General features: G+C 59.5%; 18 protein-coding genes and 3 pseudogenes. 13 read left to right on the plus strand and 8 right to left on the minus strand.

The features are described 5' to 3' along the window. The first annotated feature begins 223 nt into the window (after positions 1–223). Positions 224–361: a hypothetical protein gene (locus DLM46_RS39760; RefSeq protein ID WP_165848147.1), complete on the plus strand. Its 138-nt coding sequence runs from the start codon at positions 224–226 to the stop codon at positions 359–361. A 247-nt stretch (positions 362–608) separates the two neighbouring features. On the opposite strand, the gene DLM46_RS36155 is transcribed toward DLM46_RS39760, so the two are convergent. Then, the gene (locus tag DLM46_RS36155) at positions 609–1382 is read right to left on the minus strand and encodes a helix-turn-helix transcriptional regulator (protein ID WP_115109272.1); all 774 of its coding nucleotides are present in this window, start codon (positions 1380–1382) and stop codon (positions 609–611) included. A 109-nt stretch (positions 1383–1491) separates the two neighbouring features. Between DLM46_RS36155 and DLM46_RS36160 the strand changes: the two genes are divergently transcribed. Beyond that, positions 1492–2571 (plus strand): alcohol dehydrogenase catalytic domain-containing protein, encoded by a 1080-nt coding sequence (locus DLM46_RS36160; RefSeq protein WP_115109275.1) that lies wholly within the window; start codon positions 1492–1494, stop codon positions 2569–2571. A 1032-nt stretch (positions 2572–3603) separates the two neighbouring features. Next, complete coding sequence (locus tag DLM46_RS36170) at positions 3604–4611, plus strand: IS110 family transposase (RefSeq protein ID WP_425274048.1); 1008 nt, start codon at positions 3604–3606, stop codon at positions 4609–4611. Between the two features lie 325 nt (positions 4612–4936). Here the strand turns inward: DLM46_RS36170 and DLM46_RS36180 are convergent, their stop codons facing one another. From DLM46_RS36180 to DLM46_RS39220, 4 genes and pseudogenes are all read right to left on the minus strand, one after another. After that, on the minus strand, positions 4937–5965 hold the full coding sequence (locus DLM46_RS36180; RefSeq protein ID WP_115109279.1) for an NHL repeat-containing protein: 1029 nt from the start codon (positions 5963–5965) through the stop codon (positions 4937–4939). A 315-nt stretch (positions 5966–6280) separates the two neighbouring features. After that, positions 6281–7181: pseudogene (locus tag DLM46_RS36185) on the minus strand (DMT family transporter). Between the two features lie 124 nt (positions 7182–7305). Then, positions 7306–7940: pseudogene (locus DLM46_RS36190) on the minus strand (tyrosine-type recombinase/integrase). Between the two features lie 340 nt (positions 7941–8280). Then, positions 8281–9018, minus strand: a complete 738-nt coding sequence (locus DLM46_RS39220; protein ID WP_133300440.1) for a hypothetical protein — start codon at positions 9016–9018, stop codon at positions 8281–8283. Positions 9019–9616: 598 nt separating this feature from the next. On the opposite strand from DLM46_RS39220, the gene DLM46_RS36200 reads away from it, so the two are divergent. Then, complete coding sequence (locus DLM46_RS36200; protein ID WP_115109283.1) at positions 9617–11323, plus strand: 3-(methylthio)propionyl-CoA ligase; 1707 nt, start codon at positions 9617–9619, stop codon at positions 11321–11323. Between the two features lie 178 nt (positions 11324–11501). Here DLM46_RS36200 and DLM46_RS36205 read toward each other — a convergent pair whose 3' ends face one another. Next, a complete protein-coding gene (locus DLM46_RS36205; RefSeq protein WP_115109285.1) occupies positions 11502–11945 on the minus strand; it encodes a cupin domain-containing protein in 444 nt (147 codons plus the stop codon). 240 nt (positions 11946–12185) lie between these two features. Beyond that, positions 12186–12587, minus strand: coding sequence for a hypothetical protein (locus DLM46_RS40785; RefSeq protein ID WP_115109287.1), 402 nt, complete (start codon positions 12585–12587; stop codon positions 12186–12188). 675 nt (positions 12588–13262) lie between these two features. Here DLM46_RS40785 and DLM46_RS36215 point away from each other — a divergent pair. After that, positions 13263–13742: a lipocalin-like domain-containing protein gene (locus tag DLM46_RS36215; protein WP_115109335.1), complete on the plus strand. Its 480-nt coding sequence runs from the start codon at positions 13263–13265 to the stop codon at positions 13740–13742. Positions 13743–14083: 341 nt separating this feature from the next. Here DLM46_RS36215 and DLM46_RS36220 read toward each other — a convergent pair whose 3' ends face one another. Beyond that, complete coding sequence (locus DLM46_RS36220; protein WP_115109289.1) at positions 14084–15079, minus strand: alpha/beta fold hydrolase; 996 nt, start codon at positions 15077–15079, stop codon at positions 14084–14086. Between the two features lie 209 nt (positions 15080–15288). Here DLM46_RS36220 and DLM46_RS36225 point away from each other — a divergent pair, with 209 nt between their 5' ends. The 8 genes and pseudogenes from DLM46_RS36225 to DLM46_RS36260 all read left to right on the plus strand — a co-directional run bounded on the left by DLM46_RS36225 (position 15289) and on the right by DLM46_RS36260 (position 24162). After that, positions 15289–15660 carry a DUF805 domain-containing protein gene (locus tag DLM46_RS36225; protein ID WP_115109292.1) on the plus strand — a complete coding sequence of 124 codons (372 nt, stop codon included), beginning with the start codon at positions 15289–15291 and terminating at the stop codon, positions 15658–15660. 7 nt (positions 15661–15667) lie between these two features. Beyond that, positions 15668–17932: an FAD-binding protein gene (locus DLM46_RS36230; protein WP_115109294.1), complete on the plus strand. Its 2265-nt coding sequence runs from the start codon at positions 15668–15670 to the stop codon at positions 17930–17932. Then, positions 17929–18999: a hypothetical protein gene (locus DLM46_RS36235; protein ID WP_244306506.1), complete on the plus strand. Its 1071-nt coding sequence runs from the start codon at positions 17929–17931 to the stop codon at positions 18997–18999. Before DLM46_RS36230 ends, DLM46_RS36235 begins: the two co-directional genes overlap by 4 nt. Before the next feature lie 633 nt (positions 19000–19632). Beyond that, positions 19633–21315 (plus strand): MASE1 domain-containing protein, encoded by a 1683-nt coding sequence (locus tag DLM46_RS36240; RefSeq protein WP_244306507.1) that lies wholly within the window; start codon positions 19633–19635, stop codon positions 21313–21315. A gap of 28 nt (positions 21316–21343) precedes the next feature. Beyond that, positions 21344–21961: a response regulator transcription factor gene (locus DLM46_RS36245; RefSeq protein WP_244306508.1), complete on the plus strand. Its 618-nt coding sequence runs from the start codon at positions 21344–21346 to the stop codon at positions 21959–21961. A gap of 589 nt (positions 21962–22550) precedes the next feature. After that, positions 22551–22841: a DUF4148 domain-containing protein gene (locus DLM46_RS36250; protein WP_165848148.1), complete on the plus strand. Its 291-nt coding sequence runs from the start codon at positions 22551–22553 to the stop codon at positions 22839–22841. Positions 22842–22990: 149 nt separating this feature from the next. Continuing rightward, positions 22991–23314 (plus strand): annotated as a pseudogene (locus tag DLM46_RS36255) (CidA/LrgA family protein); the annotation flags it as partial. Between the two features lie 113 nt (positions 23315–23427). After that, a complete protein-coding gene (locus DLM46_RS36260) occupies positions 23428–24162 on the plus strand; it encodes an LrgB family protein (RefSeq protein ID WP_115109306.1) in 735 nt (244 codons plus the stop codon). The last annotated feature ends 29 nt before the right edge of the window (positions 24163–24191 follow it).

The raw sequence follows: 24191 nt of genomic DNA on the forward strand, positions 1-24191 counted from the left end.
GGTTCGATGAGCGGGGTGTGGAAACGGGGTTAGGGTGAGGTTACTCGGGCACCGCCAGACGAAAGGGGCGGCAACAGACAAACCGAACCTACCGCTACCGCGCCACATCTCGACTCTACCGGTGAACGAAACCGCTCGCGCGGTAGATCCTATGAGACATCCAGGCCGTCGATAAGCCGACGCTTAAAATCAGCGTGTCGGGCTTGGCTCACAGGAGAGCATCATGCGTACAGATCAGGCATCCAGGGGTACGGAGGAGCGGGTGTTGGCGGTGTCGCTCGAACTGGCGGCCGCGAAGTGGAAGGTCGCGTTACACGACGGGTACCGCGAGCAGCCACCAGGGGACGATAACCGACCCTAAGCGGTCTACCAATTGCCGCAGATCGAGCGGCCGGTTTCCGAACTTCACCGGTCGTGCAGGCTGAGCCAGAACTGAGCGGCGGACTCGTACCCAGCGCGCCGAACACCGTGCTGTTCTGCGGGGCGACGTTGATGGCACGGTTCTCGTCGAGCGGTTCGTGCGCATAGCCGACACGCAGTTCTGCATTGGCCAGCTTAAGCGTATCGCCGAATGCCTGGTCGACTGTCCCCCAACATACGAAGCCCCTTCAGACGGGGGTGTAGATCGAGAGTTTCAGCGACGGGTCGTCGTTCGCCTGAAACGTAGCATATTCGTAACGTTGAGTGCCACGGTGAGGATGCACCAGTACCTTCTGCCCGGATGCGCCACCACGGACATCATGCGCGCTCCACCACCTCGCAAACTCCGGACTATGCGAACGCAGGCGTTCCACTAGCTCTACAAACGACGAGTCGGCGGCAAACAGATCATGCGTCGTGCGAAAGAGGGCGATCATGCGGCGCGCTTCGTTCACCCAGGCGGATCCGAACAGCCGTCGCGCTTCCGGTTCGATGAACATGAAAACGAGGATGTTGTGGTCCGCCTCCGCCAGGCGATCGAATCCGAACAGATCCGCAGCCGCCTCGTTCCACGTCAGGATGTCCCACCGCCGGCCGGTCACGTATGCCGGCAGGGGCAGGTTTGAAACGATGCGCGCGATCGCCGGCGGAACGCTCTCAGGTGCAAACATACCTTGGTCATTGCAGCGGGCGAGCGTTCGCAGATGTGCGGCCTCTGCTTTTCCAAGTCGCAGGGCACGAGCAAGTGCGTCGAGGGTGGCATCGGAAGGACTGACCGTTCGCCCCTGCTCGAGCCGCACATACCAGTCAACGCCAATGCCCGCCAGTTCGGCAACTTCTTCCCGCCGCAGACCCGGCGTGCGACGGCGCCGGCCGCTTCTGAGTACGCCCGCATCCGGGACCAGTTTCTCCCGGCGCGAGCGCAGGAAATCACCAAATTCACTAAGTCTCGCTGCTGGCATGTTCGTCTCGCAAGGGGGGACGCCAGAATCCTAGGATAGTACCAGGCCTTGTTGTCTATTCTGGGCTCGCCAGAATCACGTCGTCAAACCATCCTTGAGGAGGACGACGATGAAAGCTGCAGTTCTGCATTCGCTTGACCGACCGCTCGAGATTGCGCAGATACCGAATCCGGAAATCGGGACGGGCGAGGTGATCGTGGATGTCGCCGCTGCGCCGGTGCTGCAATACGCCAACGAAGTGTTCAATGGTCAGCGTCGTTATCCGATCGAGCTGCCCATGGTGCCCGGCTGCGGCGCGATCGGCCGCGTGAGCGCAATCGGCCCTGACGCTACGCATCTAAAGGCTGGCGACTGGGTGTTCTGCGACCCGACCGTGCGCTCGCGCGACGACGTCTTGATGCCCGATATTGCGCTACAGGGCTGGAGCTCACGTGGCGAGGGCGGCCTGCGTCTGCAACGGTACTTTCATGATGGCCCGTTCGCTGAACAGGTGCGTGTGCCGACCGAGAACGCGATTCGAATCGGTGAGATCGATTCGGACGAGGCGGGGCGGTGGTGTGCGCTCAACGTCATGCTCGTGCCCTATGGGGGGCTGCTTGCGGCCGCGCTGCGGGCGGGCGAGACGTTGCTCGTAAGCGGTGCTACCGGCAACTTCGGCAGTGCCTGCGTGGCCGTCGCGCTCGCTATGGGGGCGCGGTGCGTGGTTGCCCCGGGTCGCAATGCACAAGCGCTCGACGATCTGAAACAGCGATTCGGCGAACGTGTGCGACTGGTCAAACTTTCAGGCGATGAGCAGACGGACCGAGAACGGATGCAACAGGCGGCTCCTTGTCCGATCGATTGCGTCATCGATCTATTACCGCCCTCGGCACCCGCCACGGCCGTGCGTGCCGCTTTGATGGCCGTGCGCCCGAACGGTCGCGTCATTTTGATGGGCGGCGTGGGAATGCTGGGCGGCGCAGGGCTCGACCTGGCGTATCCATGGATCATGCGCAACGACATCACAATACGCGGCAAATGGATGTATCCGAAGGAAGCTGTGACGCTCATGGCGGGTCTGATCCGCTCCGGCTTGCTGGATCCTGGACATTTCGACATCAAGACATTCCCGCTCGTCGATGCCAACGATGCGGTATCCCATGCGGCTGCGAACGGAGGTCCATTCAGAATGACCGTGATACGGCCTTAGCCGGCGATTGTGGCGGGTGTCGGCCTTGCATTGGTAATGGATTATGCGAGCAAACGCTGGAACGGCTTGTGGATACCTGCAGGCCGATGGGGTCGGGCTAAGCCCGACCTGTTGCGGTCCGTCGAGAAGACAACATCCAACGACCGCTTGGCAGATTCAAAGCAGTCGCACGAACGTCCAATGGCGGTCGAGACGAATGACTCTTCATGGCGTGCGCCGTGAAAAGGCGGCGCTTTTCCAGTGGGTGAAAGCCCCACCCGGCAACCGCTCCAGCCGGAAGCAACCGGAGCAATCGTGGAGGTAACGAAGCGGTTGAAGCCTTCGGTGAAGCGTGTCACGAAATACGGTGACAGCGCGAGTGTGCAGGCCGTAACGCGAGTGAACGCCGAGCAAGCCTCGAAAAGGACGATGCGCAGGCCGACCTGACTGCCATATCGGGGAAGGCTGATACGGCTCGGTGAATGAGCAGGCAGGACGCCCAGTCGCTGCGCCGGGGTAGTGGCGACAGCATGCTCACAAGGGAAGCGCACGCAACACGGGAAGCCCCCTGGCGTGGTCAGGGATGACCAACCGGACGCCCGTGAGGGAGAGGCCGGGCACCTTGGGGTGACGGAGAGGCCCGTAGTACCGCTGAAGCCGGTGTAATGCTGGTGGAGGGAAGGGGCCTCAGTTCAAGACCAACGCAATACGTAGTGAGGGACCTGGAGATTGGGCAACCTTGTATCTTGAAGTTGGGTTTGAAAGGCGCTGTCTTTATTCGTAGTAGAAGGCTGTGGAGCTTGTGGGCGAAGCGGGGCGCGGTGGGCAACGCGCAGCGTTGTCCACGGTAAGCTGCGCGGTGCGCCGTAGGCGCGTCGTCCACAAATCCACAGTCTCGTGTTTATGTCGGTTTGGCAATGCTCGTGTAGCCCGATTCAACCTGGGGTGTGAAGTCCGTTTGATAGCAGAAGGCGCACGAGCCTAGCCGCTCATCAGAAGCCCGAACAGTTGTCTGAACCTAATTCGCATGTACAAGGAGGGGTAGTGACGAGCTTGCCAGATCCGAATCAGAAACCGGTCACGATTGACATCGATGTGGCAAAGGCCACCCTGGATGTGGCGATCGGCCAGAAGGTGCCTACGCTGAGCCTCGCGAATGACGTGGACGGCTTCGAGACCCTGCTCTCGAAACTGACACAGCATCAGGTCGCGCTGATCGTGCTGGAAGCTACCGGCGGCCTTGAAATGGGCGTAGCCTGCGTGTTGCAGGCTGCAGGGTATGCCGTTGCAGTTATCAATCCCCGGCAGGCGCGTGACTTCGCGCGTGCGATGGGCCAGCTGGCAAAGACAGACCGCATTGATGCGCGCATCCTCGCACAACTCGGCGATGTCATTGAGCGTCATCCCGAACGTGAGAAGTTCGTCAAGCCGTTGCCGACGGCCGAGCAGCAAGCACTCGCCGCTCTGGTTTCGCGCCGCAGACAGCTGATCACGATGCTTGGCGCCGAACGCAACCGGCTTGCTCTGGCCCACGCCCAGACTCGCAGGAGCATCGAGACGATCATCGAGACATTGATGGACGAACTTGAGCGTGTCGATGACGACATGTCCGTAAGCGTCCGGACGCACTTCTCTGATCTCAACGAGGAGAAGACGCGAATCTGCAAGGTGCCGGAAGGCGAATTCGACTTCCGGGGTTACACGTTTGGGCGGCTGTACTCTGCGACGACTGGCCAGGCCCGTATGGGCATGCGGCCGTCGAAGAAGAGTATCCGGCGCATGGTTGAAAAGATTCATGCGTTGACCGCCGCTTCGATGACGTGGATGGACACCACGGAGCTGATTGGCAAATTGAACCGCACGCTACGCGGCTGGGCGAACTACTTCAAGGTAGGCACCGTCAGTCGCGCATATCGGGCGCTCGATAGCTACACCAGCACGCGGTTGCGTCGGTGGTTACGTACCAAGCACAAGGTAAGACGTCGCAGGGGCGGGAGCTATCCACCCTCGCACCTCTACGGGCACTTTGGTCTCGTTCGTCTACAAGGGCCTTGGCAGTGACTTGCCGTGTACGAAGGCGTGATGTCTTGTCCGAGAGCCGGATTCTGGAGATCTGCACGTCCGGTTCGATGAGCGGGTTGTGGAAACGGGGTTAAGGCAAGGATACTCGGGCACCGCCAGACGAAAGGGGCGGCAACAGACAAACCGAACCTAATACTACCGCGCCACAACTCGACTCTACCGGACGGGGTCGGACGGCGACCGCCTCAGTTCGACCCTGAACAGACCTTCAGATTTACCCAAACAAACATGTCCCCGTAGAAGCGGCCGTTCGACGCTAGATGTCTAAGTTTGACCGGATTATTTGCCACCGGCTTCGTCCATTTCATTGATCATCGTCATTTCCATTATGTTGCCGGCCTCCTCTCGAGCGGACCGCGATCCCGCCCTGGGTGACTGGACCGGGGGTGGAGTCCTCGATGACCTGAGACGGCGCCACATTGCCCCTTGCCCCCGGCGCGAACGCGAGAATGCGCAGGTTCGGCTCGGCAACAAGGAGCCGCCCGTCCGAGGAGATGGCGATCTTGTTTCCCGGCAAGCCAGAGCCAGTGATTCCCGTGGCTGGACCGCTGATTGTCCGTACCGGCGGCACGTCGCCGTTCGCCTGGGCGGCGAAAACGCTCACCTGGATCTGCGTCAGGTCCGAGGTCTGGTTGTAGACGAATAACTCGTCCGTACGCGGATCGACAGCGATCGTCATGTTGTTCCTTGCAAAAAGTCCGGCCCCCGGCAGCAGGCCGGTTTTGCTACCCGTGAGGCTGCGCAGAAGCGGCGGCGAGGTAATGCTCCGACGCGTGCCAAGCGTGTCGATGATCACCGCCCCCCGTATGTCATAACCCGCAATCAGCAGATTGTCGTCCTTATCAATGGCAATGCTCACGTACTGGACGATATTCGGATCGGTAATGTGAATCGGATTGGTTACAGGCCCAGAGCTGTTGGCGGGAGCGACCAGCACCCCCGCCTCCGAGGGGCGAACGGTCATGACGAAGTCGTTGAGGTGGGAATCCACCGCGATGCTGAGCAGGTCATTTGTTATCGTCAACATGAACGACCGACTGGGCGCTTCATTGCCCTCGGCCTTCCGCAGAAAGATGTCGACCGTGCTGTTGGTAAGAAACTGCGCGACGTGAAAGGAGTCCTTCTTGTCGATCACCGTCGCTCCAGCGGTCATGAGGGTGGTGAGCGGCCCTTGCAGCACCTGGCAGGGCTCGGTCGCTCCGTTGGCGCGCAAGGAGTAACCGCGAATCTGATCCCCGAGAACGAGGAAGACGGCGTCGTTGGGGCAGGCGGCGTGCGCCAGTTGGACCCCGAACAGCATACTGACGACGGTGACACATAGCGCGGGTTTCATGACACGCCTCCTTGGTCATATTGTGCGAATGCGCCAATCAAGCATAGACCCCGGGCGAAGGCCGAACGGAGTTCCGCCAGTTGGAACCTGTGTTTTGGCGGGCGATGCGAGGGAACACCCATCGATATCGAACGATAGTCCGGTGTGCTAACGTGTTATGGCCCCATGTCGCATATGGATGACCGGTTTTTTAACGCATGATTGGCTCGTTCAGGCCAGCAACGAACGGTCGGAACGCCCGTCTGAGCGGCTCAAATTGGCCGAACCGCGCCGCATGCGGCCAGAAATAGCCGTATGCCCCACCTCATGCCCCATCTAGACTGAAGGCCCCGCGGCTTGCCGCCCTCGTAGCGCGACGGCTATCGAGCTTCCGACAATCATTGCGATTCCCGCCAGGGATACGGTGCTTACCGTCTCCCCCCCAAATGACGTAGCCGAAGAGCGCTGCCCAGACAATGCTGGTGTAGTTGTACGGCGCCAAGGCCGCAGCGTCGGCTTGACGGAACGCCATGGTCATCAGGAGTTGGCCTGCTGTGGCGAAGGCGCCTAGCAACGCCATCAAGCCTAAAGCACCAATCGATGGTGCGCGCCATGCAAACAGTAGTGATGCACCCGTTACCACCGTGCCGACGACCGTGAAAAACAGGACGGTCGTTCCGGAATCGTCGGTCGGCCGGATTCGCTTGATCTGAATTATCGATAGCGCGCCGAAAATCGCAGCGACGATAAGCAGCACCGGCCCGATCCAATTTGAGTTAGATCCATCGGGACGGACCACGAACAGAACGCCCACGAACCCGACTAGCGCAGCAAGTGCGTCCCTGCGCATCAATCTTTCCTTCAGCAAAGCCGGAGCGAGGACGATCATCAGTAACGTTTCGGAATAGACGACCGCGACGGCCTCGCTCAACGGAACGTAAGGCAAGGCAGCGAAGAAACACGCCGATGCCCCAAGCAGCGTCAAGGACCTGAGAATCTGCCCCCGTGCGTCCATGCTTCGCAGCCGGTCGATCAGGGGGCGGTCACGCACGCACACCGCAATGGCGGGGACCAATCCAAATAGCATCCGGAAGAATGTCACCTCATTCGCCGGGTACTGCAGCGCGACAGACTTGCCAAGTGCGTCAACAACTGCGAAGCAAAACATCGAAACAAGTATCAAGCAGATGCTGCGGAAAGAGGTTGCCTGATCTCCCACTGCCGAAAGAAGGGGCACGCTGAGCCTCACAAGTGACTGTCAATGCGGGACTACGAGAGCGCTGATTGTCGACGATTTATGTTGCCGGGTCGATCGTCCGGAGTTGGCCGGTCTGCGACCACTTGCTGACCGGCATGAAGCCCTACACCTCTGTCTGTTCAGCCATTTCAAGCGCGTCATCGACCTCGATGCCGAGGTATCGGACGGTGCTTTCGAGCTTCGTGTGGCCGAGCAGCAACTGGACAGCCCTGAGGTTCTTCGTGCGGCGATAAATCAATGACGCCTTGGTTCGGCGCATCGTGTGCGTACCGTAGGCAGTGTCGTCAAGGCCGATTGACGCGGCCCACCGATGAACCAGCCGGGCGTATTGTCGTGTCGACAGGTGGGGAGAGCCGTGAATCCTGCTTTTGAACAGCAAGTCGGTCGCATGCAGCCCGGCATGCCTTATCCACGCTGCCACCTTGCCACGCTGTCTCGCGTCTGCTCGGTGACCTCGAATTGCACTGGCCGTTGAGTCTTTTGCTGCATGATCGTCGCGCGACTGGCTACGTGCTCCCCATGGCAAATATCGCGCACTCGTAGCTTCGTAAGATCACACGCCCGAAGCTTGCTATCGATGGCGAGATTGAACATTGCCAGATCCCGCACCTGGGACGAAAGCTGCAAGCGTACGCGGATCGCCCAGATCTCCTTAAGCTTGAGCGGGGGCTTCTGTCCCGTCAATCTTCCTTTGTTCCACGGTACCCGCGACGGGCCTGTGTCGGTTGATGCTTTCATGACAATCTCCTTTCAGATGAAGGGAGATTCAGTCTGTACTTCTGCAATGGGCGCTACCCGACCCTTCCCGGCCATTCGACAGCGAAAAGCCAAACGGCCGAAGCGGCCGAGAAGCGGCCCGTTGTCGGGAAGTTCGGCGATCGGAGGGGCGCATCCATTGAAACGCACTTTGTTGAGCGGCCTCGGTCTGCTTTGCATCCTCAAGAAGGACGCGCAGTCCGCCCACCGATATGCCAAGGCGACTGGTGGGCCTGTTGTTGGTCATGTAATTGGGTAAGGCCACAGCGCCCGCCGCAGCCTCCCCCAAAGAACCATACCGTACCGCAATTTCATCTGAGCGCTATTGGACGTTGAGATAGTAGAGATTGCTGATTCCGGGCGCGGAAAAAATCAGAGTATGCTGGCCCACGGGCAATGGCTTGATTGCAATCCAATACCCATCCGATACGGAAATGGGCGTACCGCCGGGGGGCGAATTGATGTTCGAATAAAAAACAAATTTGCTGACTGGCACAGGTGGCTCGAAAGAGAAGACAGGCGATTCAAAATGGAACTGGTCCAGGAAGTTAATGCTCACGCCATCAAGCGTGACATTCAAAGTGCTCGATTTTGGCAAAGCTTTTTTCGAAAATGCCGGCGGACATGGGAACGGGTTGTTGCAAAGCGCCGCACGGAGGTCGGCACCGCTCGGATTGTTTAGGACGGCCTCGTTGGGTTTGTTTGCAATTTCCAGATTGGACCATTCGGCATTAGTAACGGGAAATAAAATCGGGCTACCCGCTGGCACCGTGCAGTTTCGAATGATTTGCGTTGTCGAGAAAACGCCCGCCAGGAAGTAAACGGGCGCGGCCGGCTGGGTGCCGTTATGACAGGCGGTATCGGAAGTGTTGGGCGAAAATGGGTGATTTTGGCTGGGGATTTGCAAATAGAATTGCCACCAAGCGGCTGACCAGTCACCGTAGGTCATGCCAAGAATAAGTTCATTGGGTGCGTAAATGCGGTTGTCGGTCGATTGGGCATTGGCGGTAGGATTTGCGCATAATAGAGCAATTGCCAATGCAATTGTGCGTGCCTTCATAATATGTCTCCTGTTACTGTGCTGGTACTTGGTTCAGGCTGTTGAAAAACCTCCCGCGCTCGTCATCCGGGCGTGCTCTAAAGAAGTATCCTCATCGAAAGTCTTAGTAATCCAAACGACAGCAAAAAAGTCTTAATCATTTTGAAGCCCTTTCACTTGGAACCCAGTATAGGTTGAGTTATGTTACCGGAAATTACTTTTTATCTTTTTCCGACGGCTGCTAAGTAATGGCGGAGCATTGCTATCAAGACTGACTAGCGTTAGAGATTTGGTCGACCCATTGTGGGTATCATCGTGCACCGAGCCTCCACTGGCCGCCTCGAGGGGACATAGCTTAATGAGGGCTAACCCCATGCCCGGCTCGACCGACGGTTACCGCTTCCTGGATGCGCGTATCGAACGCTTAGGAAATCCGGCGGGAAGGCCCAATCTGCTTGACGAAGACATTAGCAATATCCATCTTATCTATTTGCAACACTCGCAGGCCTCAACTATGTTGAATAGCCGGAAGGCTCGGCTGCCGGGCGGGTGCCATGTCCGATATTCCTAGCACTCTTACGCGATTCCGAGTTCCCGACAATAGTAGGGAGACCCGGCTATGACGACACCGCTGCTCGGACAGATGATGGACGTGCCGCTGACGGTTTCCTCACTGCTGGCCCATGCGTCACGTCACTTCGGCACGACCGAGATCGTGTCAAAGCGCATCGAGGGCGACGTGCATCGCTACACGTATCGCGACTGCGAAAAGCGCGCGAAGCAACTGACGCAGGCGCTTATCGCGCTGGAGGTGCAGCCGGGCGAACGGATCGGCACGCTGGCATGGAACGGTTACCGCCATCTGGAAGCTTATTACGGCACGACGGGCTTCGGGGCCGTCTGCCATACCATCAACCCCCGTCTCTTCCCCGAGCAGATCGCATGGATCATCAACGACGCCGATGACAGCTATGTGCTGTTCGACACGACGTTCGCGCAGCTGATCGATTGCCTTGCGCCCCGCTGCCCGAAGGTGCGTGGGTGGATAGCGCTTGCCGACGACGCGCATCTGCCTGCGATGCAGACGCCCACACCGCTCATCAGCTACGAGACGTTGCTCAAACCGCACGACGGCGCATTCGACTGGCCACTCCTCGACGAGCGCCAGGCATCGTACCTTTGTTACACCTCGGGCACGACAGGCAATCCAAAGGGCGCGCTGTATTCGCATCGCTCCACGGTGCTGCACGCGTACGCCGGTTCGCTGCCGGATGCGATGTGTCTATCGGCGCGCGACTCGGTGTTGCCCGTCGTGCCAATGTTTCATGCGAACGCATGGGGCATGCCGCATGCCGCGCCGCTCACGGGCGCGAAACTCGTCCTTCCGGGCAAGGATCTCGACGGAAAATCGCTGTTCGAGCTGATGCAGGCGGAGCGCGTCACGTATTCCGCCGGCGTGCCAACCGTCTGGCTTGGCCTGCTCAACTACATGAAGGAAGCGGGCGTGCGGTTGTCGTCACTGCAACGCGCGGTGATCGGCGGGTCCGCGTGCCCGCCGGCGATGCTGCGCACCTTCGAGGAATACGACGTCGAAGCCATTCACGGATGGGGCATGACCGAGATGTCACCGCTCGGCACGCTCGCAAAACTCAACTGGGAACAATCACAGCGGCCGCCAGACGAGCAGCGCAGGCTGCGCGAAAAGCAGGGGCACGTGATCTATGGCGTGGACATGAAGATCGTCGGCGACGATGGGCTCAATCTGCCGTGGGATGGCGTCGCGTTCGGCGAACTGCACACGCGCGGTCCGTGGGTGATCAAGCGGTATTTTCAGAAGGATGACTCGCCGCTCATCGACGGCTGGTTTCCAACCGGCGACGTGGCCACGATCGACCGGGACGGTTTCATGCGCATCACCGACCGCAGCAAGGATGTGATCAAGTCGGGAGGCGAGTGGATCAGTTCGATCGAAATCGAGAACATCGCGATCGCGCATCCGGCCGTCGCAGAGGCGGCCTGCATCGCCTGCGCCCATCCGAAGTGGCTGCAGCGGCCGCTGCTCGTCGTCGTCAAACGCAAGGACGCGGAGATCACGCGCGACGAACTGCTCGCGTTCTACGAGGATAAGGTCGCGAAGTGGTGTATGCCAGATGACGTTGTCTTCGTCAACGAATTGCCGCATACGGCCGTTGGCAAGCTGCACAAACTGAAGCTGCGCGAGCAGTTCTGCGATCACGTGCTGCCGTCGGCGCTCGAAGTTGAGAACTGTCCGCTTGCCGACGAGCGCGCAACGGGAGGCGCCGGGTCGAAACCTGCGGCGGAATAATCGGAAGGAGGCTGTCAAAGGGACCGCCACCGCACCGCCATTTGGTGCAACCGGCCGTAGCCGACCCGGAGCGGTCAGATGAGATTTCCGAAAGCCGACGTTCAACGATTGGGTTCAGGGACTCCCGCGAAGCGGGACGGACTACCGATATTGAGGACGATCGTTGGGCGACCGTTGTTCATTGTGATGGCGCTGGCACGAGCCCGTACCTAGACATGACATCGATAAGTTTCTCGCGGTCGGGCGGTCCGCCAGCGTTTACGATTGCTCCGACATCACGAAAATACTGAGCACCAATGTCGGGAGTAAGGACGATCAATGCGCGGGCTGTGCCATTGTGCGGATTGCTAAAGTGATGGACCGATCCGCGTGCGGTGAACATCCATTCTCCTGGTGTCAGGTCCCGGACTATCCCATCGACCGAGTACCGAAGCATGCCTTCCAGGACATAGACGCATTCTTCGTTACGTGTATGGCTGTGTGGTGGCGGAACTTGCGAGTTAGGGGGCACGGTCAACTCAAAAACACCCATCCCGCCTGTCGCAGTTCCATCTATCAGGTACTGAATGCTCAATTGACCAACGTTGATTGGTTCGCGTGCCGCCGCGCCGCTGAGAGTCATTTTCAAACTCCTTCTGATTGAGAATTCTCGTCAATCCGCCAACGTTATAGGCGAGGGACGCACCGCTTGCGGCGCGTCCGGCGACGGAAGGGAACTCCGTTCAACTTGGATTGTGCGCCTCTCAGGGGCGTATCTTGTCCGAGAGCGGCGACAGGCCGGTATTGGCCGCTCGGCGCCGCCACCACAACACGGACACTACATTGTGCGCGACCAGAACGGCTCAGACAGTAAACGGAACGGCTACCGGAAAACGCGTGCCCATGCGGCCCGAACACGCCGCGCGCGGTCTTCAAGGAGATACGAGGCGGCCAGCGCGAACAAACCCGAAACAACACCCGTCGCGACGTGCTCGATCGCGGGGATGCGGTAGTGACTCCTGTGTGAGTAAGCGTCGCCCAACGTTGTCAGGCACCCGAGGACCAGGGCATTACCATATCGATGCCCGTAGAGTTTCGAAGCCGGCGTAAAGGTCAAGAGTACAGCCAGAAGTCCGGTGAACAGTCCTGTCCGCAATGCGATCGTCCAGTGCACAAGGCTCATGACGTTGCCCCAGCTCCCCGGCATGCAGGTCATGCATGCGCTGGTGGGTTGCCAGAAACGCTGAACAAACAGCCTTACGCGGCGCTTCCACTCATTTGACATGAGGAATTCCCCATCGACGCCGCTGTCACGTACACCGCCACTCGACGTTTCGTCGGAGCTGTTGTCAGGCTTGTTTCTGTCTCCTGCCGAGACTCAAACAGGTGCGGAGAACGTGCTCGCGTCCGAGCCCAATCGATAATTTATCCACGGTGGAATACTACACCGCGGCGGGTGTGCCCCCTTTTGGCCACCGCGACAATCGGCGTGGTACCACGCCGTTGGGAAGTGAACGGGAGCACGCAGGTGAAGACTTTGCCCGGACTCGACCCGCCTGAGACGTTCGTTGATCCGCTCTGCGAATGGCGGGTTACAGGGGCACAACGGCCGCCGACGTCAACCCTCAGCGGTCCGATAAAATTGGACTGCCTCGACATGACACGCCAATTGTGACCAGCGCAATGGCCACCACTCTTACTTATCAACTTCCTCAGGCGGCTATGCTTTATTTCCCGTTTCAAGGCCTGCCCGTCAAAGTGACGGCAACACCCGTATGACACACTCATGCGTTCCGCACAAGCAAGCAGAAACGTTCGCTACCGCACGCAGCGGAAGCCGCATATGAGTCGCGTTGAGCTATTTTGTCTGTTGGAACGCGCAATCGGTCACCCCGCAGAGTGCATGCGATGAGCCGCTTCGATAGCGTGGCCCATTCCCCGCGAAATGGTGGAGATTGTGATGCGCAATATTGTGATGGCGTTGATATTTATAGCGATCTCGTGTGCTGCGAGTGCCGAAGACGGTTTCGGCGGCACTTATAAGCTCGTCAGCGCCACGCGGATGATTGTCGAGACCGGCGAGACCAAGGATGCATACGGCAAGAATCCCAAGGGATATATCATGTACGGGAGTGATGGCCGCATGCTGGTACTGATCACGCATGACGGTCGGTCGAAGCCTTCGCGGACCGACATGACGGACCAGGATCGGGCCGATCAATATCGGACCCTGAATACGTATGGCGGGACATACACATTCCACGGTGACTCGGTCGAGCACCACATCGATATAGCAGGCAACGAGTCGCGCGTCGGGACCACTGAGATTCGAGAGGTCAAGAGAGACGGCGATCGATTGATCTATACGACGAAGCCGCAGCCCTTCTCGAGCGACGGCAAATTGAGTGTCATTACCCTAGTCTGGGAGAAGCTGAAATAGCTGCGAGCAGGTTCGCGCGCAAACAAGAGAAAGGTCCCAGAAGACGGTTGGGTGCCCCTCGAAGCCGCGAAGCGGCGCTCCACAATCGATATACGGATGGGCAATACCTTTCGCCGTGCCTGTCTGTCAACATGAGTGCTGCGGGACTGCAAACCTCCTAGCTCGTCCTGACGTGACATGAAAGCGAGAATTTCCGTTCCAATCCGCGCCGTCGCAGTCGTTGAATCCCGCGACATCTGAACGGCAGCTTCCGCGTTGAGGAGCGGTCGCTCGAGTGTCCGAAGGAGTATGCAGGCGAACGGCGCTTCATGGCCGGCTTGTGCCCGCTAGCACCGTTGAATTCAGTGCGCCTGCACGCCCTGCAGGCGGATCAGGAAGTTCTCAACCGCGCGATTGAAAGCCGCATTGTCCTCGACATGAGGTATATGCCCGACTCCAGGTAACACAGTCATGCGCGCGTCAGGCAGCAGTCGTGACAGGCGTAGCCCCTCGCTAACGGGCGTCACGCCGTCGGTGGCTCCCCAGATCACTTCGACCGGCATCGTCAGTGACGCGTATTCCGGCGATTGACTGCTTCTGCTGAGTCCCGGATCATTGACAAAGGCATCCAGCCAGTTTCCGTAAGCCTCAGTTGTACCGACCAGCGAGAGCGGCCGCTGATAGACGGCGATCCGCTCAGGCGTCAGCGTGTCATGGCGCGAGGTGAACTTCCGCAGAAACCATCCGGTAAGCCGTGGATTAGTTGCCGTCGCGGCAATCACCGGCCGCGCGACGGCCGGCAGCGCCATCAGGCTACCGACGAGGCCACGGTCGGCTGGCGGCGGATCGATAGACAACGCAACGTCCACCAGCACCGCCGCCTTGAATCGCGCAGGCTCAGCCATCAACGCTTCGACAGTGGCTCGCCCACCGAACGAATGGCCAACGAGAATCACCTGCGAAAGCTTCAGCGTGTCGAGCATCCTGAGAATGCGCAAAGCCTGGTGGCCCGTGTCGTACGTATTGGCCGCGGGCCGGCTGGTGTAACCAAATGGCGGCAGGTCCACCGCAATGCAGTGATAGCCGGCCTGACCGAGAAAATCCATGGTCGGAAGCCACGTCGAACTCCAGGCACCCACGCCTGAGATTAAGACGATCGGCTGCCCAGTAGCGGGGCCGCGCTCCTGTATCAGCATGTCCACGTCCGCCGCACGCACGAAGCGCGATCCGGCCGGCGCCGCGCTCTGCGGGACGTCCCGTTCGCGGCTACTGGCGATCAAATCTGCGCCGCCTAATACGGCAACTAGCGTGATGATAGGCACAACGGCCAGCGCGATCGCGACTTTATAAAGTTTCATGGAGGCTCACGCATTCCTTTTTATGCTTTGCGGGTTCGGCGGCACACTTATTGTGGCGGATGATTATGTACAGTTATGCTCAGCCAATTTTCTCGGTATTGGGATCGACCGATAATATCAAGTCCGCTTAAACTTGCGCACCGAAGCTTGAAACGTTTCAACGGTTTTTGGAACCAACAACTGACTCCCGGGAATAGGCCAGAATAAAAATGCTTTTATCCACCCTCGCACCCGCTTTCTTTTTGAGCCGCGGTCGTATCACCCGCAGCGAATGGTTGACACGGATCATCATCGCCGCGCTCGTGTGCGCCGCCTTTGGCAGTCTCGCCGGCTCCTGGTTCGGCGAGATAGGTGCGGCCGTCTTCGCAATCGTCTTCCTGTGGAGCGCGGTCGCGCTCTCCACCCAGCGCCTGCACGACATCGGACGGCGCGGATGGTCGTTGCTGACCGCCATCGTCCCGGTGTTCGGGCCGATCTGGGTGCTGATCCACGTATTGCGCCGCGGCGTCGATCACGAGAACCGCTTTGGCCCCGATCCGGCAACCCGCTCGGATTACCTCAAAGTCAATATCGGGGGGTGACACAGGCATGGCAACAGTCAACGACGTCACCCAGCTGAACCGGATCCCCGTATTTTCAATCGCTACGCCCACCACCACGCAGGATGTCGTCGAGGTGCTCACCCAGACCAATCTGCCGGTGTCGGTAGGCGGCGGCCACTTCAGCATGGGCGGGCACACCGCAAGTCCGGGCACCCTGCATCTGGACATGCGCAAGATGAACCGTGTGCTGCGCTTCGAACCGCACACGTCGGCGATTCGCGTGCAGGCCGGCATCCGTTGGTGCGACATCCAGCGCTTTATCGATCCGCACGGCCTGTCTGTCAAGATCATGCAGACCTATGCGAACTTCACAGTGGGTGGTGCGCTTTCGGTAAACGCGCACGGGCGGTACATGGGACTGGGACCGGTCGTGCTGTCGGTACGGGCGATTACGCTCGTGCTGGCCAACGGCGACGTAGTCAACGCCACGCCCACCGAGAACACCACGTTATTCAATGCGGCGATCGGCGGATATGGCGGCGTAGGCATCATCACTGAAGCCGAACTTGACCTTGTGCCCAACACGCGGGTGGAGCGCAGCGACCGCAAAATGCCTACCGCCGATTACAAGACATGGTTCGATACGAACGTGCGCAGCCATCAAGATGTGATCTTCCACAATTTCGACCTCTATCCGCCGCGCTACACGCGCGGCCGGGCGATCAGCTGGACGGTCACCGACGAGCCGGCCACGTCGGCACGTCTGCAACCGCTCAGTCGCGGTTTTCTTGCGGCGAAATACTTTCTATGGGCCATCACTGAAACACCGCTTGGCAAATTCCGTCGCGAGTTTCTGTACGACCCGCTGCTGCATTTCGGCAAGAAGGTCCATTGGCGCAATTACGAAGCCGGTTACGACGTAGCCGAACTCGAACCAGTCGGCCGCCGCCGGCGCACGTATGTGCTGCAGGAGTACTTCGTGCCCGTGGACGCCGTCACGCGATTTGCCGAGGCACTATCGGCGATCCTTTCGCGGCATCGGGTGAACGTGGTCAACATTTCGATCCGCCACGCGCTCGCTGACAACCGCACCGTCATGGCGTGGGCGCGCGGCGAAACTTTTGCCTTCGTGCTCTATTACAAACAGCGCACCCGGGCGAATGCGATAGAGCGCGTGGCAGTCTGGACGCGCGCGCTGATCGATGCAGTACTCGCGGTGGGTGGCACGTACTATCTGCCCTACCAGCTGCATGCGACACACGAGCAGTTCCATCGTGCCTATCCGCGGGCACGCGAAATGTTTGCGCTCAAGGAGAAATTCGATCCGCAGTATCGGCTGCGCGGTGCGCTGTGGGACCGGTACTACGCTCCCGAACGAAGCGTACCGGAAGCGGCGTCTTTGCCGGCGGCCGCAACACCTGTTTCTTCGCTGGCCGTTGCGGCGAACCAGGCAGACCGCGATGGCACCCTGTTCGAAACGATCTATCGCAGCGAGCGCGAAGCCGATCGTTTCTATGCGTTCCTGCAGAACATTTTCAATGTGCTGCCCGAAGACCGTTTGCATGCGTTGATTAAGACTTCAGCGACCGAACACACTGGCGACGAGCGCATCTATCGCGCGATCCAGGCGGGGCTCAAACCGATCACACCGCGCCTCGCGATGCTCACGCACGCGCTGCCGTCCCTGTCGATGCAGAAGGCCGAAATGGGCCGGCAAGCCGCCATGCTGCTGGGCGATGCGCCGTTGCAGGACTATGTCGAAATTGGCACGACAGGGCGCTACGTTCGGGCCATGAAGAAGTTTCTGCGGCTCAAAGGCAAGGTGACGCTGGTTCATGATGTACGGCCGGGAATGAGCCCGGTCGATATTGTCGAGCGTGGGCAGATCGGCTCGATCGGCGAGTTCCAGCCTTTGAACGACTACGCACCTATCGCGCTGCCTGCCGCTAGCGCAGACCTGGTAAGTTGCTTTGTCGGCTTGCACCACATGGCGCCGGCTAAGCTCGCACCGTTTCTCGACTCGATCGCGCGGATCGTTCGCCCGGGTGGCTATTTCGTGGTCCGCGATCACGATGTCACGACGCCGACGATGGACGCATTCGTTGCGCTTGCCCATACGGTCTTCAACGCGGGCCTCGGCGAAACGTGGGAGACCAACCGGTCGGAGCTGCGTCATTTCGCCAGTGTGGACGACTGGATCTCACGCGTCGAAGCGGCAGGCTTTCGCCATACTGGCTTGCGCCTGACCCAGCAAGGCGATCCGTCGGACAACATCCTGATGGCGTTCGTGCGCCTTGGAGAGGCCGCATGATGAGGCAGTTGCGGAACGCGCTTCTCGCCATCGGTGTCGCGCTGACATTCGCCGCGCCGGTTGCGCATGCGGAGGCGCCCGCGACACCGGGCACCTCATACCAAAGCCCCGTGCCTGCAGCGGATCGCCGCGGCACTGAGCAGACGCTGCTGACCTTTCCGGAGTGGTATCTCGTGCACAGCCCCGCGGAGTACGCGCGGATCGTGCAATCCGAGCCGTCGCACGACTTTCCGTTTCTGGACCAGATCGGCCAGCTCTGGTCGAGCTACGCGACCGTCACGCGCGAGCAGATGCGCGACAACTGCCCGCTCAATCCTGGTTACCACGTGATGATCTGGGTGATCGCATCGAGCACGACCGTGGAATATGCGCTGCGCTCCCTCTACGAAAATACCGTGGGTCGCGCAAGCTGGCTGCTCGGCGGAAGGAAACTGACCGACGAAGACCGCTACGGCGCCCAGGCGGCTCAGGCGTACGTGGACTTTATCCGTCAGGAGCCCTGGTACCTGTTCGACTTCAGCGCGCGGCTGCGGCACCTGTGGAGCGACGTCCCGATGTGGGGGCCGGGACTCGTGCGCAAATGGGAACGCCGCTACGCGTTGACCACCGAATACGCGATTAAAGCTGTGTACGGAAAACTGATCGAAAAGGCAACGCGGGCCGCCTACACACCGGCCCTGATGACGACCGATGTTGTTGTGGACCACCTGCCCGATGACTGGTCGGCACCGGCTCACGTCAGCGTGCTTGCCCGTCTGCCGGACGGTCGGGCGTTGCTTGCGTTGCCGCGCTATTTCGACTTCAGGCTTGCGGCGACATCGCTCGCGCAACAAGGTATTCATCTCACCGATATCGCCGGCAACACATCGGAGATCCTGGTCACGGTATGGATGAAAGACGACGCCGCGTTGCCGCACGGTAGCGGCCGTATGTTGTTCGAACAATCACTGACGATGCCTGCCCATACCCGACGCGTCGCGCTGCTGGTGCCGGTTCGCGGCCTGTCCGATTTTCTGGCGGCGGCCGGGAAGGACGGCCTGGTTACGGAGCATGTGTACGACTACTGAAGTGGCAGTGGATGTGAAGACAACGGAACAATGGTGAGGCATGGGCGAAACATAAAGTTACTGCATGGCGATGCGAGTTTGAAGCAGTTTGCTGCTATGCCGCCCTTGCGAAGTCGACATCAACTGTCTGATACAGCCGTAAAAAGCGATTGTCGCATTGTGACCGGACCGCGCCTGTCGGCGATCGACGGCAGTCGACCCTCAACCGTCATTCGTCCTGGCACCCTAGCTATGGCCGCTCTCCGCCGCGTCTACCGGTCATCGGAGCCGTTGTGCCGGTCGGCACGTTGTCGGCCGGAACGGCTCTTTGGCGATTTTTCCCGATTATCCGGAGCCTCCTTGAATCCGGGCATTGCCCCTTGATCGGAAACCCCGTCTTTCAATCTCGAAGTCTTGGTAAGGCAGAACAACACCCGCCTGAACGAACTCGCCTTGTACTGCCATGATGATCCTTCGTATGTGCGATGGCGCGCAGAAGATTTCCGACGTGGGTTCATAGTAGTTTTGGTTGCCTTGATATGAGGTGTGTGACCTGCGCAATCCCGGCATCAAATTCGCCATATTGACAGGTTCATCAGGATTGCTGCTTGCGGGCTGTGCCGGGAAGCACGAGGCATCACTCGCGAAGAGGGTTTGAAGCGAACAATGGTCATTATTCGGGGCAATTCCAGGTTTAGGCTCTTCCTGTACACCGGGTTTGTTGCATTGGCGTACTACGCAGGCGCAAAAGTAGGACTTGCTTATGCGATAGTGGGCGGCGCAGTGTCTCTGGTGTGGCCTTCCAGCGGCATCGCCCTTGTTGCGCTTCTCGCTCTGGGCTTCGAAGTTGCCCCCGGAATCGTCATTGGTTCCTTCCTGGCTAACGTGTCGGTGGGCGTGCCCTTGCCAGTGGCCGCGGTGATTAGCACCGGCGCCATGGTTGCAGCCTTGACGGCAGCAATACTGTTGAACCGCGTAGCCCGATTCCAGATCACCCTCGACCGCATCAAGGACGTGTTAGCCCTCATCGTCCTGGCTGCGGTGCTCAGCACGGTAGTGAGTGCGCTGATCGGCACGACCGCCTTATTCGGAGGGGGCCTGGTGCCGGTCGCCGAGTACGGCGCAGCCTTTCTGAAATGGTGGCTCGGTGACATGATGGGCGTGCTGGTGGTGGCTCCGCCCCTGCTCAGTTTCCTCGCGTATCCGAACCCCATCCGTTCGGCGGCGCAGGCCGTGGAGGCGTGCGGACTGACCATTGCGACCTTCTGGGTGAGCTACCTCATTTTCGGCGCACCGCAACTTGCCGGACACGGCTACTATCCTGCAGCCTTGGCGGTCTTTCCGTTCATTATCTGGGCGGCTCTGCGCTTCGATCACCTGGGCACCAGTCTCGCGACCCTGATGGTCTCAGTCGTGGCCATCTGGGGTACCACCCGCGGCACGGGCCCCTTCGCCGCCAAATCTCCGGTGGATAGCCTCGTGAGGTGGTGCACCTTCGCGAACGTCGTGGCGATAACCGGACTGCTGCTGGTGGCGGCACGTGCTCAGGAGAAGCGCGTCCATCGCCTGCTGCAGGCATCCCACATCGAATTGGAGCAGCGCGTCCACGAACGAACCGGAGACCTGGAGAAGACAAACAATGAACTCAAGGAGGAGGTGGTGCAACGCCGTCTGCTGGAAGGAGAACTGATCCAGATCGGCGATCAGCAGCAGAGACTCTTCGGCCGCGAACTGCATGACGGACTTGGGCAACACCTGACGAGCCTGGGTCTGTACTGCGCCGCCTTGAATCAGAAACTGCAGACGCAGGGTCACCCAGCCGCCGCCGACGCCACTACCATCGTCGGATTGGTGAAGCAGGCGTCATTGATGACCCGCAGGATTGCCCACGGCCTGGACCCGGTCGCCATGGAATACGGTGGCCTTGCGGCCGCACTGCATGGGCTGGCGGAGACGGCTCGCACACTCAATGGCGTGGATTGCGTGCTGCGGATCGCGCCGGATGTGGACTTGCTGGACTCGCTGATGCAGATCAACCTCTACCGTGCGGCACAGGAAGCAGTCAACAACGCGCTGAAATATAGCCACGGCCGGCGCATCTGGATCGACCTGGAGGGCGCAGGCGGTTTGCAGACGCTTTCAATCAGTGACGACGGAGTGGGTGTCGGCCCGGAACAAATGGAGCGTGCCTCAGGACTGGGACTCCACAACCTGCGTCACCGGGCGAGCCTTCTGGGCGGCTCCTGCACGGTGGCCCGCAATGCCTGGGGTGGCACCACGGTCGCCATCAGCTATCCGATACCGGAGCGCCCAGACCATGCACGGGAACTCGTCTAGCCCAGGCCGCGCGACTCAAATCCTGATCGTGGATGACCACCCCATCATCCGGGAGGGGATGACGCACCTGCTGAATCTGCAAGAGGACCTGCACGTCTGCTGTGCGGCCGGCAGCGCCGAAGAAGCCCTGGCGGCGATGGCCGGCCAACCCGACATGGCCATTGTGGACATCAGTCTGCAATCGGACTCTGGCCTGGATCTTGTCAAGACCCTCCGCCACCGCTATCCAGATCTGGCAATCCTCGTCCTCAGCATGCATGACGAAAACCTGTTTGCCGAACGCGCACTACGGTCCGGGGCAAACGGGTACCTGATGAAACTCGAGGCCACCGAGCATGTCGTGAGCGCCATCCGCGAAGTGCTGGCAGGCAATATTTATTTGAGCGCCGCTATGCATGAAAAGCTGGCGCGGTCCCTTACGGGTCCCAAAAAAATGCCGGCGGGCCCAATTGCAAGCCTTTCGGAACGGGAATTCGAGGTCCTGCACCTGATCGGACTCGGCTTCAGTACCCGCGAAATCGCCGCGAAACTGAATCGGAGCGTCAAGACCATCGAGGCACATCGGGCCAACATCAAGGAAAAGCTGAATATCCGTAGCGGCAACGAGCTGATGCGCTTCGCCATTCAGTGGATCGAGAGCCAATAGGGCGGGGCCCGGTCACTGAATACGGCAATCCCTTAGCCTCGTTTAGGAAAAGTGCCTTATTCACGCGCATGCGGTCAGCGCATAGAGTGCAGTGATACCTGCCGGCGTGCCGCAACACGTGGACGGGCTGGGCAGTCGAAACCCAGCAGTTCCACGAGGACCGTCGCCATGAACACCAATATCCATTGAACCATTGTAGTCCTGAATTTCGCACTGTCCTGGTCCTATGGATGGGCCGTGGGAAATAGGACTCGTCCATCCAGACAGAGCCTTGAGCTGGCTTGCGTGCGCTACGCCGACGCTCTGCATACAGATCACAAAAATAATTCCAATATCGTTCCAACTGGAACAACCGGCAGAACTTTCATAAACACCAAGGAAGTAAATTGCAGGGGATGAAAATAGATCCTGGTTGGATGCCCCGGTCCTATCCTGGAGCGGTCGCGATACAAAAAGGAGATAACTCGCGAATAAAGGAAATTCTGCCCTGGTATTGCAAGAGCGTGCCGAGTCCTTGCAAGAACCTTCGATGCCTTTCGAAGCGGCACGAAATCCTGGCGCCAACTGCTTGATTCGATTGGCGTCGGGCATGTCATACACCATTCTGGAAAATATGATGAAAACTCTGACTTTGATCCCTATTGCCGCATTGGCGTTGTGCACCACGCTGGCCTATGCGGGCGACGACGCTGGCATAGCGAGTACGGCAACCGACAGCAACGCAGCCATGACGTCGGCCGCAGTCGGCGGCACGCCCGGGGGCGGTAGTATGAGCGGTGCCCACGTTGGCAAGACTCGCGCGGATGTCTATCAGGAATTGCAGCGCGCCCAGAAGGACGGCACGCTGGATCGCTTGAACGCGCTCTACGGCGGGCAATGAGCAGATGCACGGGATGCCCGACCTTTTTTGCTCACCGCAATGATGACTATTGCCAACGGGTGAACTAGTTCTGGCATGACGGCTTTCACCCACTTTGCCGTGCTTCGCTGGTGGCTCAACGTGTGCGCGTCCGAATCGAAGGTGACCCGATGATCAAGACGTTCACTGTGCTTCTCGCCTGCCAGTGCCTTGGCGAATTAATAGCCTACGCCGGGAACCTGCCGATTCCCGGCGCGGTTATAGGGTTGATTCTCTTATTAGCCTCCCTGAGTCTCCGCCCCGGCCTTTCATCCGCCATTGAGAGCGACTCTCTAGCCCTGCTTAGGTTTCTGCCTCTTTTGTTCGTCCCAGCAGGAGTCGGCATCATGGTCTTTGCCGGCCGCGTGGCTCATGACCTGCTCCCGATGGCCCTGTCCGTTGTTGTGAGTACGGCGCTAACAATCGTCGTTACCGCGCTTGTCGGCCAAGGCTTGTGCGCTTTATGGCCCCCGCGCGCTGCACCGCTGACAACACCGTTTGCATCGGCGCTCCATGCTGACGGAAACACAGCGCCTGCGGCTGCCGAGATTGCGAAGGTTGATACACCGTGAACGTTCATCAGAGCATCGCGTCCGCGTGGAGATTTCTCGGAACAACACCGCTTCTTTGGCTGACCCTCACGTTCCTCGCGTACGCGATCGCGCAGGTCGTCCACGGTTCGCTAGGAAAAAGTGCGCTCGCGAATCCCGTGTTAATTGCAGTAGCGCTTTTGATACTTGCCTTGCGTGAATCGAACACATCGTATGTCACCTACATGCAAAGCGCCCAGCCCATTCAATTTTTGCTCGGACCGGCAATCGTCGCGCTCGCTATACCGATGCACCGACAATTGCCTAAATTGCGCCGGCTAGCCCCGCAGTTGGCTGGCGCACTTGTGGCGGGATGTGCGACGGGCATCTCATCGGCCGTTTTGATCCCACAGCTCCTGGGAGCCACGGGTCAAATACTTGCCACTATTGCTCCGAAGAGCGTTACGGCAGGAATTGCTATCCGTATTTCCGAGAAAATCGGCGGGTTGCCGTCGCTGACGGCAGTCCTTGTGATCATGACCGGCATCACTGGCGCGGTGATTGGCAGCGGCCTTTTGAGGTTGACTCACGTGTCGAGGCATGACCTGGGTGGCTTCGCACTGGGTGTCGCGTCCCATGGAATCGGCACTGCCCGTGCGTTGCAGATGAGTGAAGAAGCCGGCGCATTTGCAGGCCTCGGGATGGGCCTGAACGGAATTCTGACGTCCTTTATCCTGCCAATTATTTATCCAATCCTGAGCGGTTTTTCCTGACGAGACAGACCCGCTTCGCTGCTTCATTT

The organism is Paraburkholderia lacunae (assembly GCF_003353175.1).
In the GTDB taxonomy this organism is placed as follows: domain Bacteria; phylum Pseudomonadota; class Gammaproteobacteria; order Burkholderiales; family Burkholderiaceae; genus Paraburkholderia; species Paraburkholderia lacunae.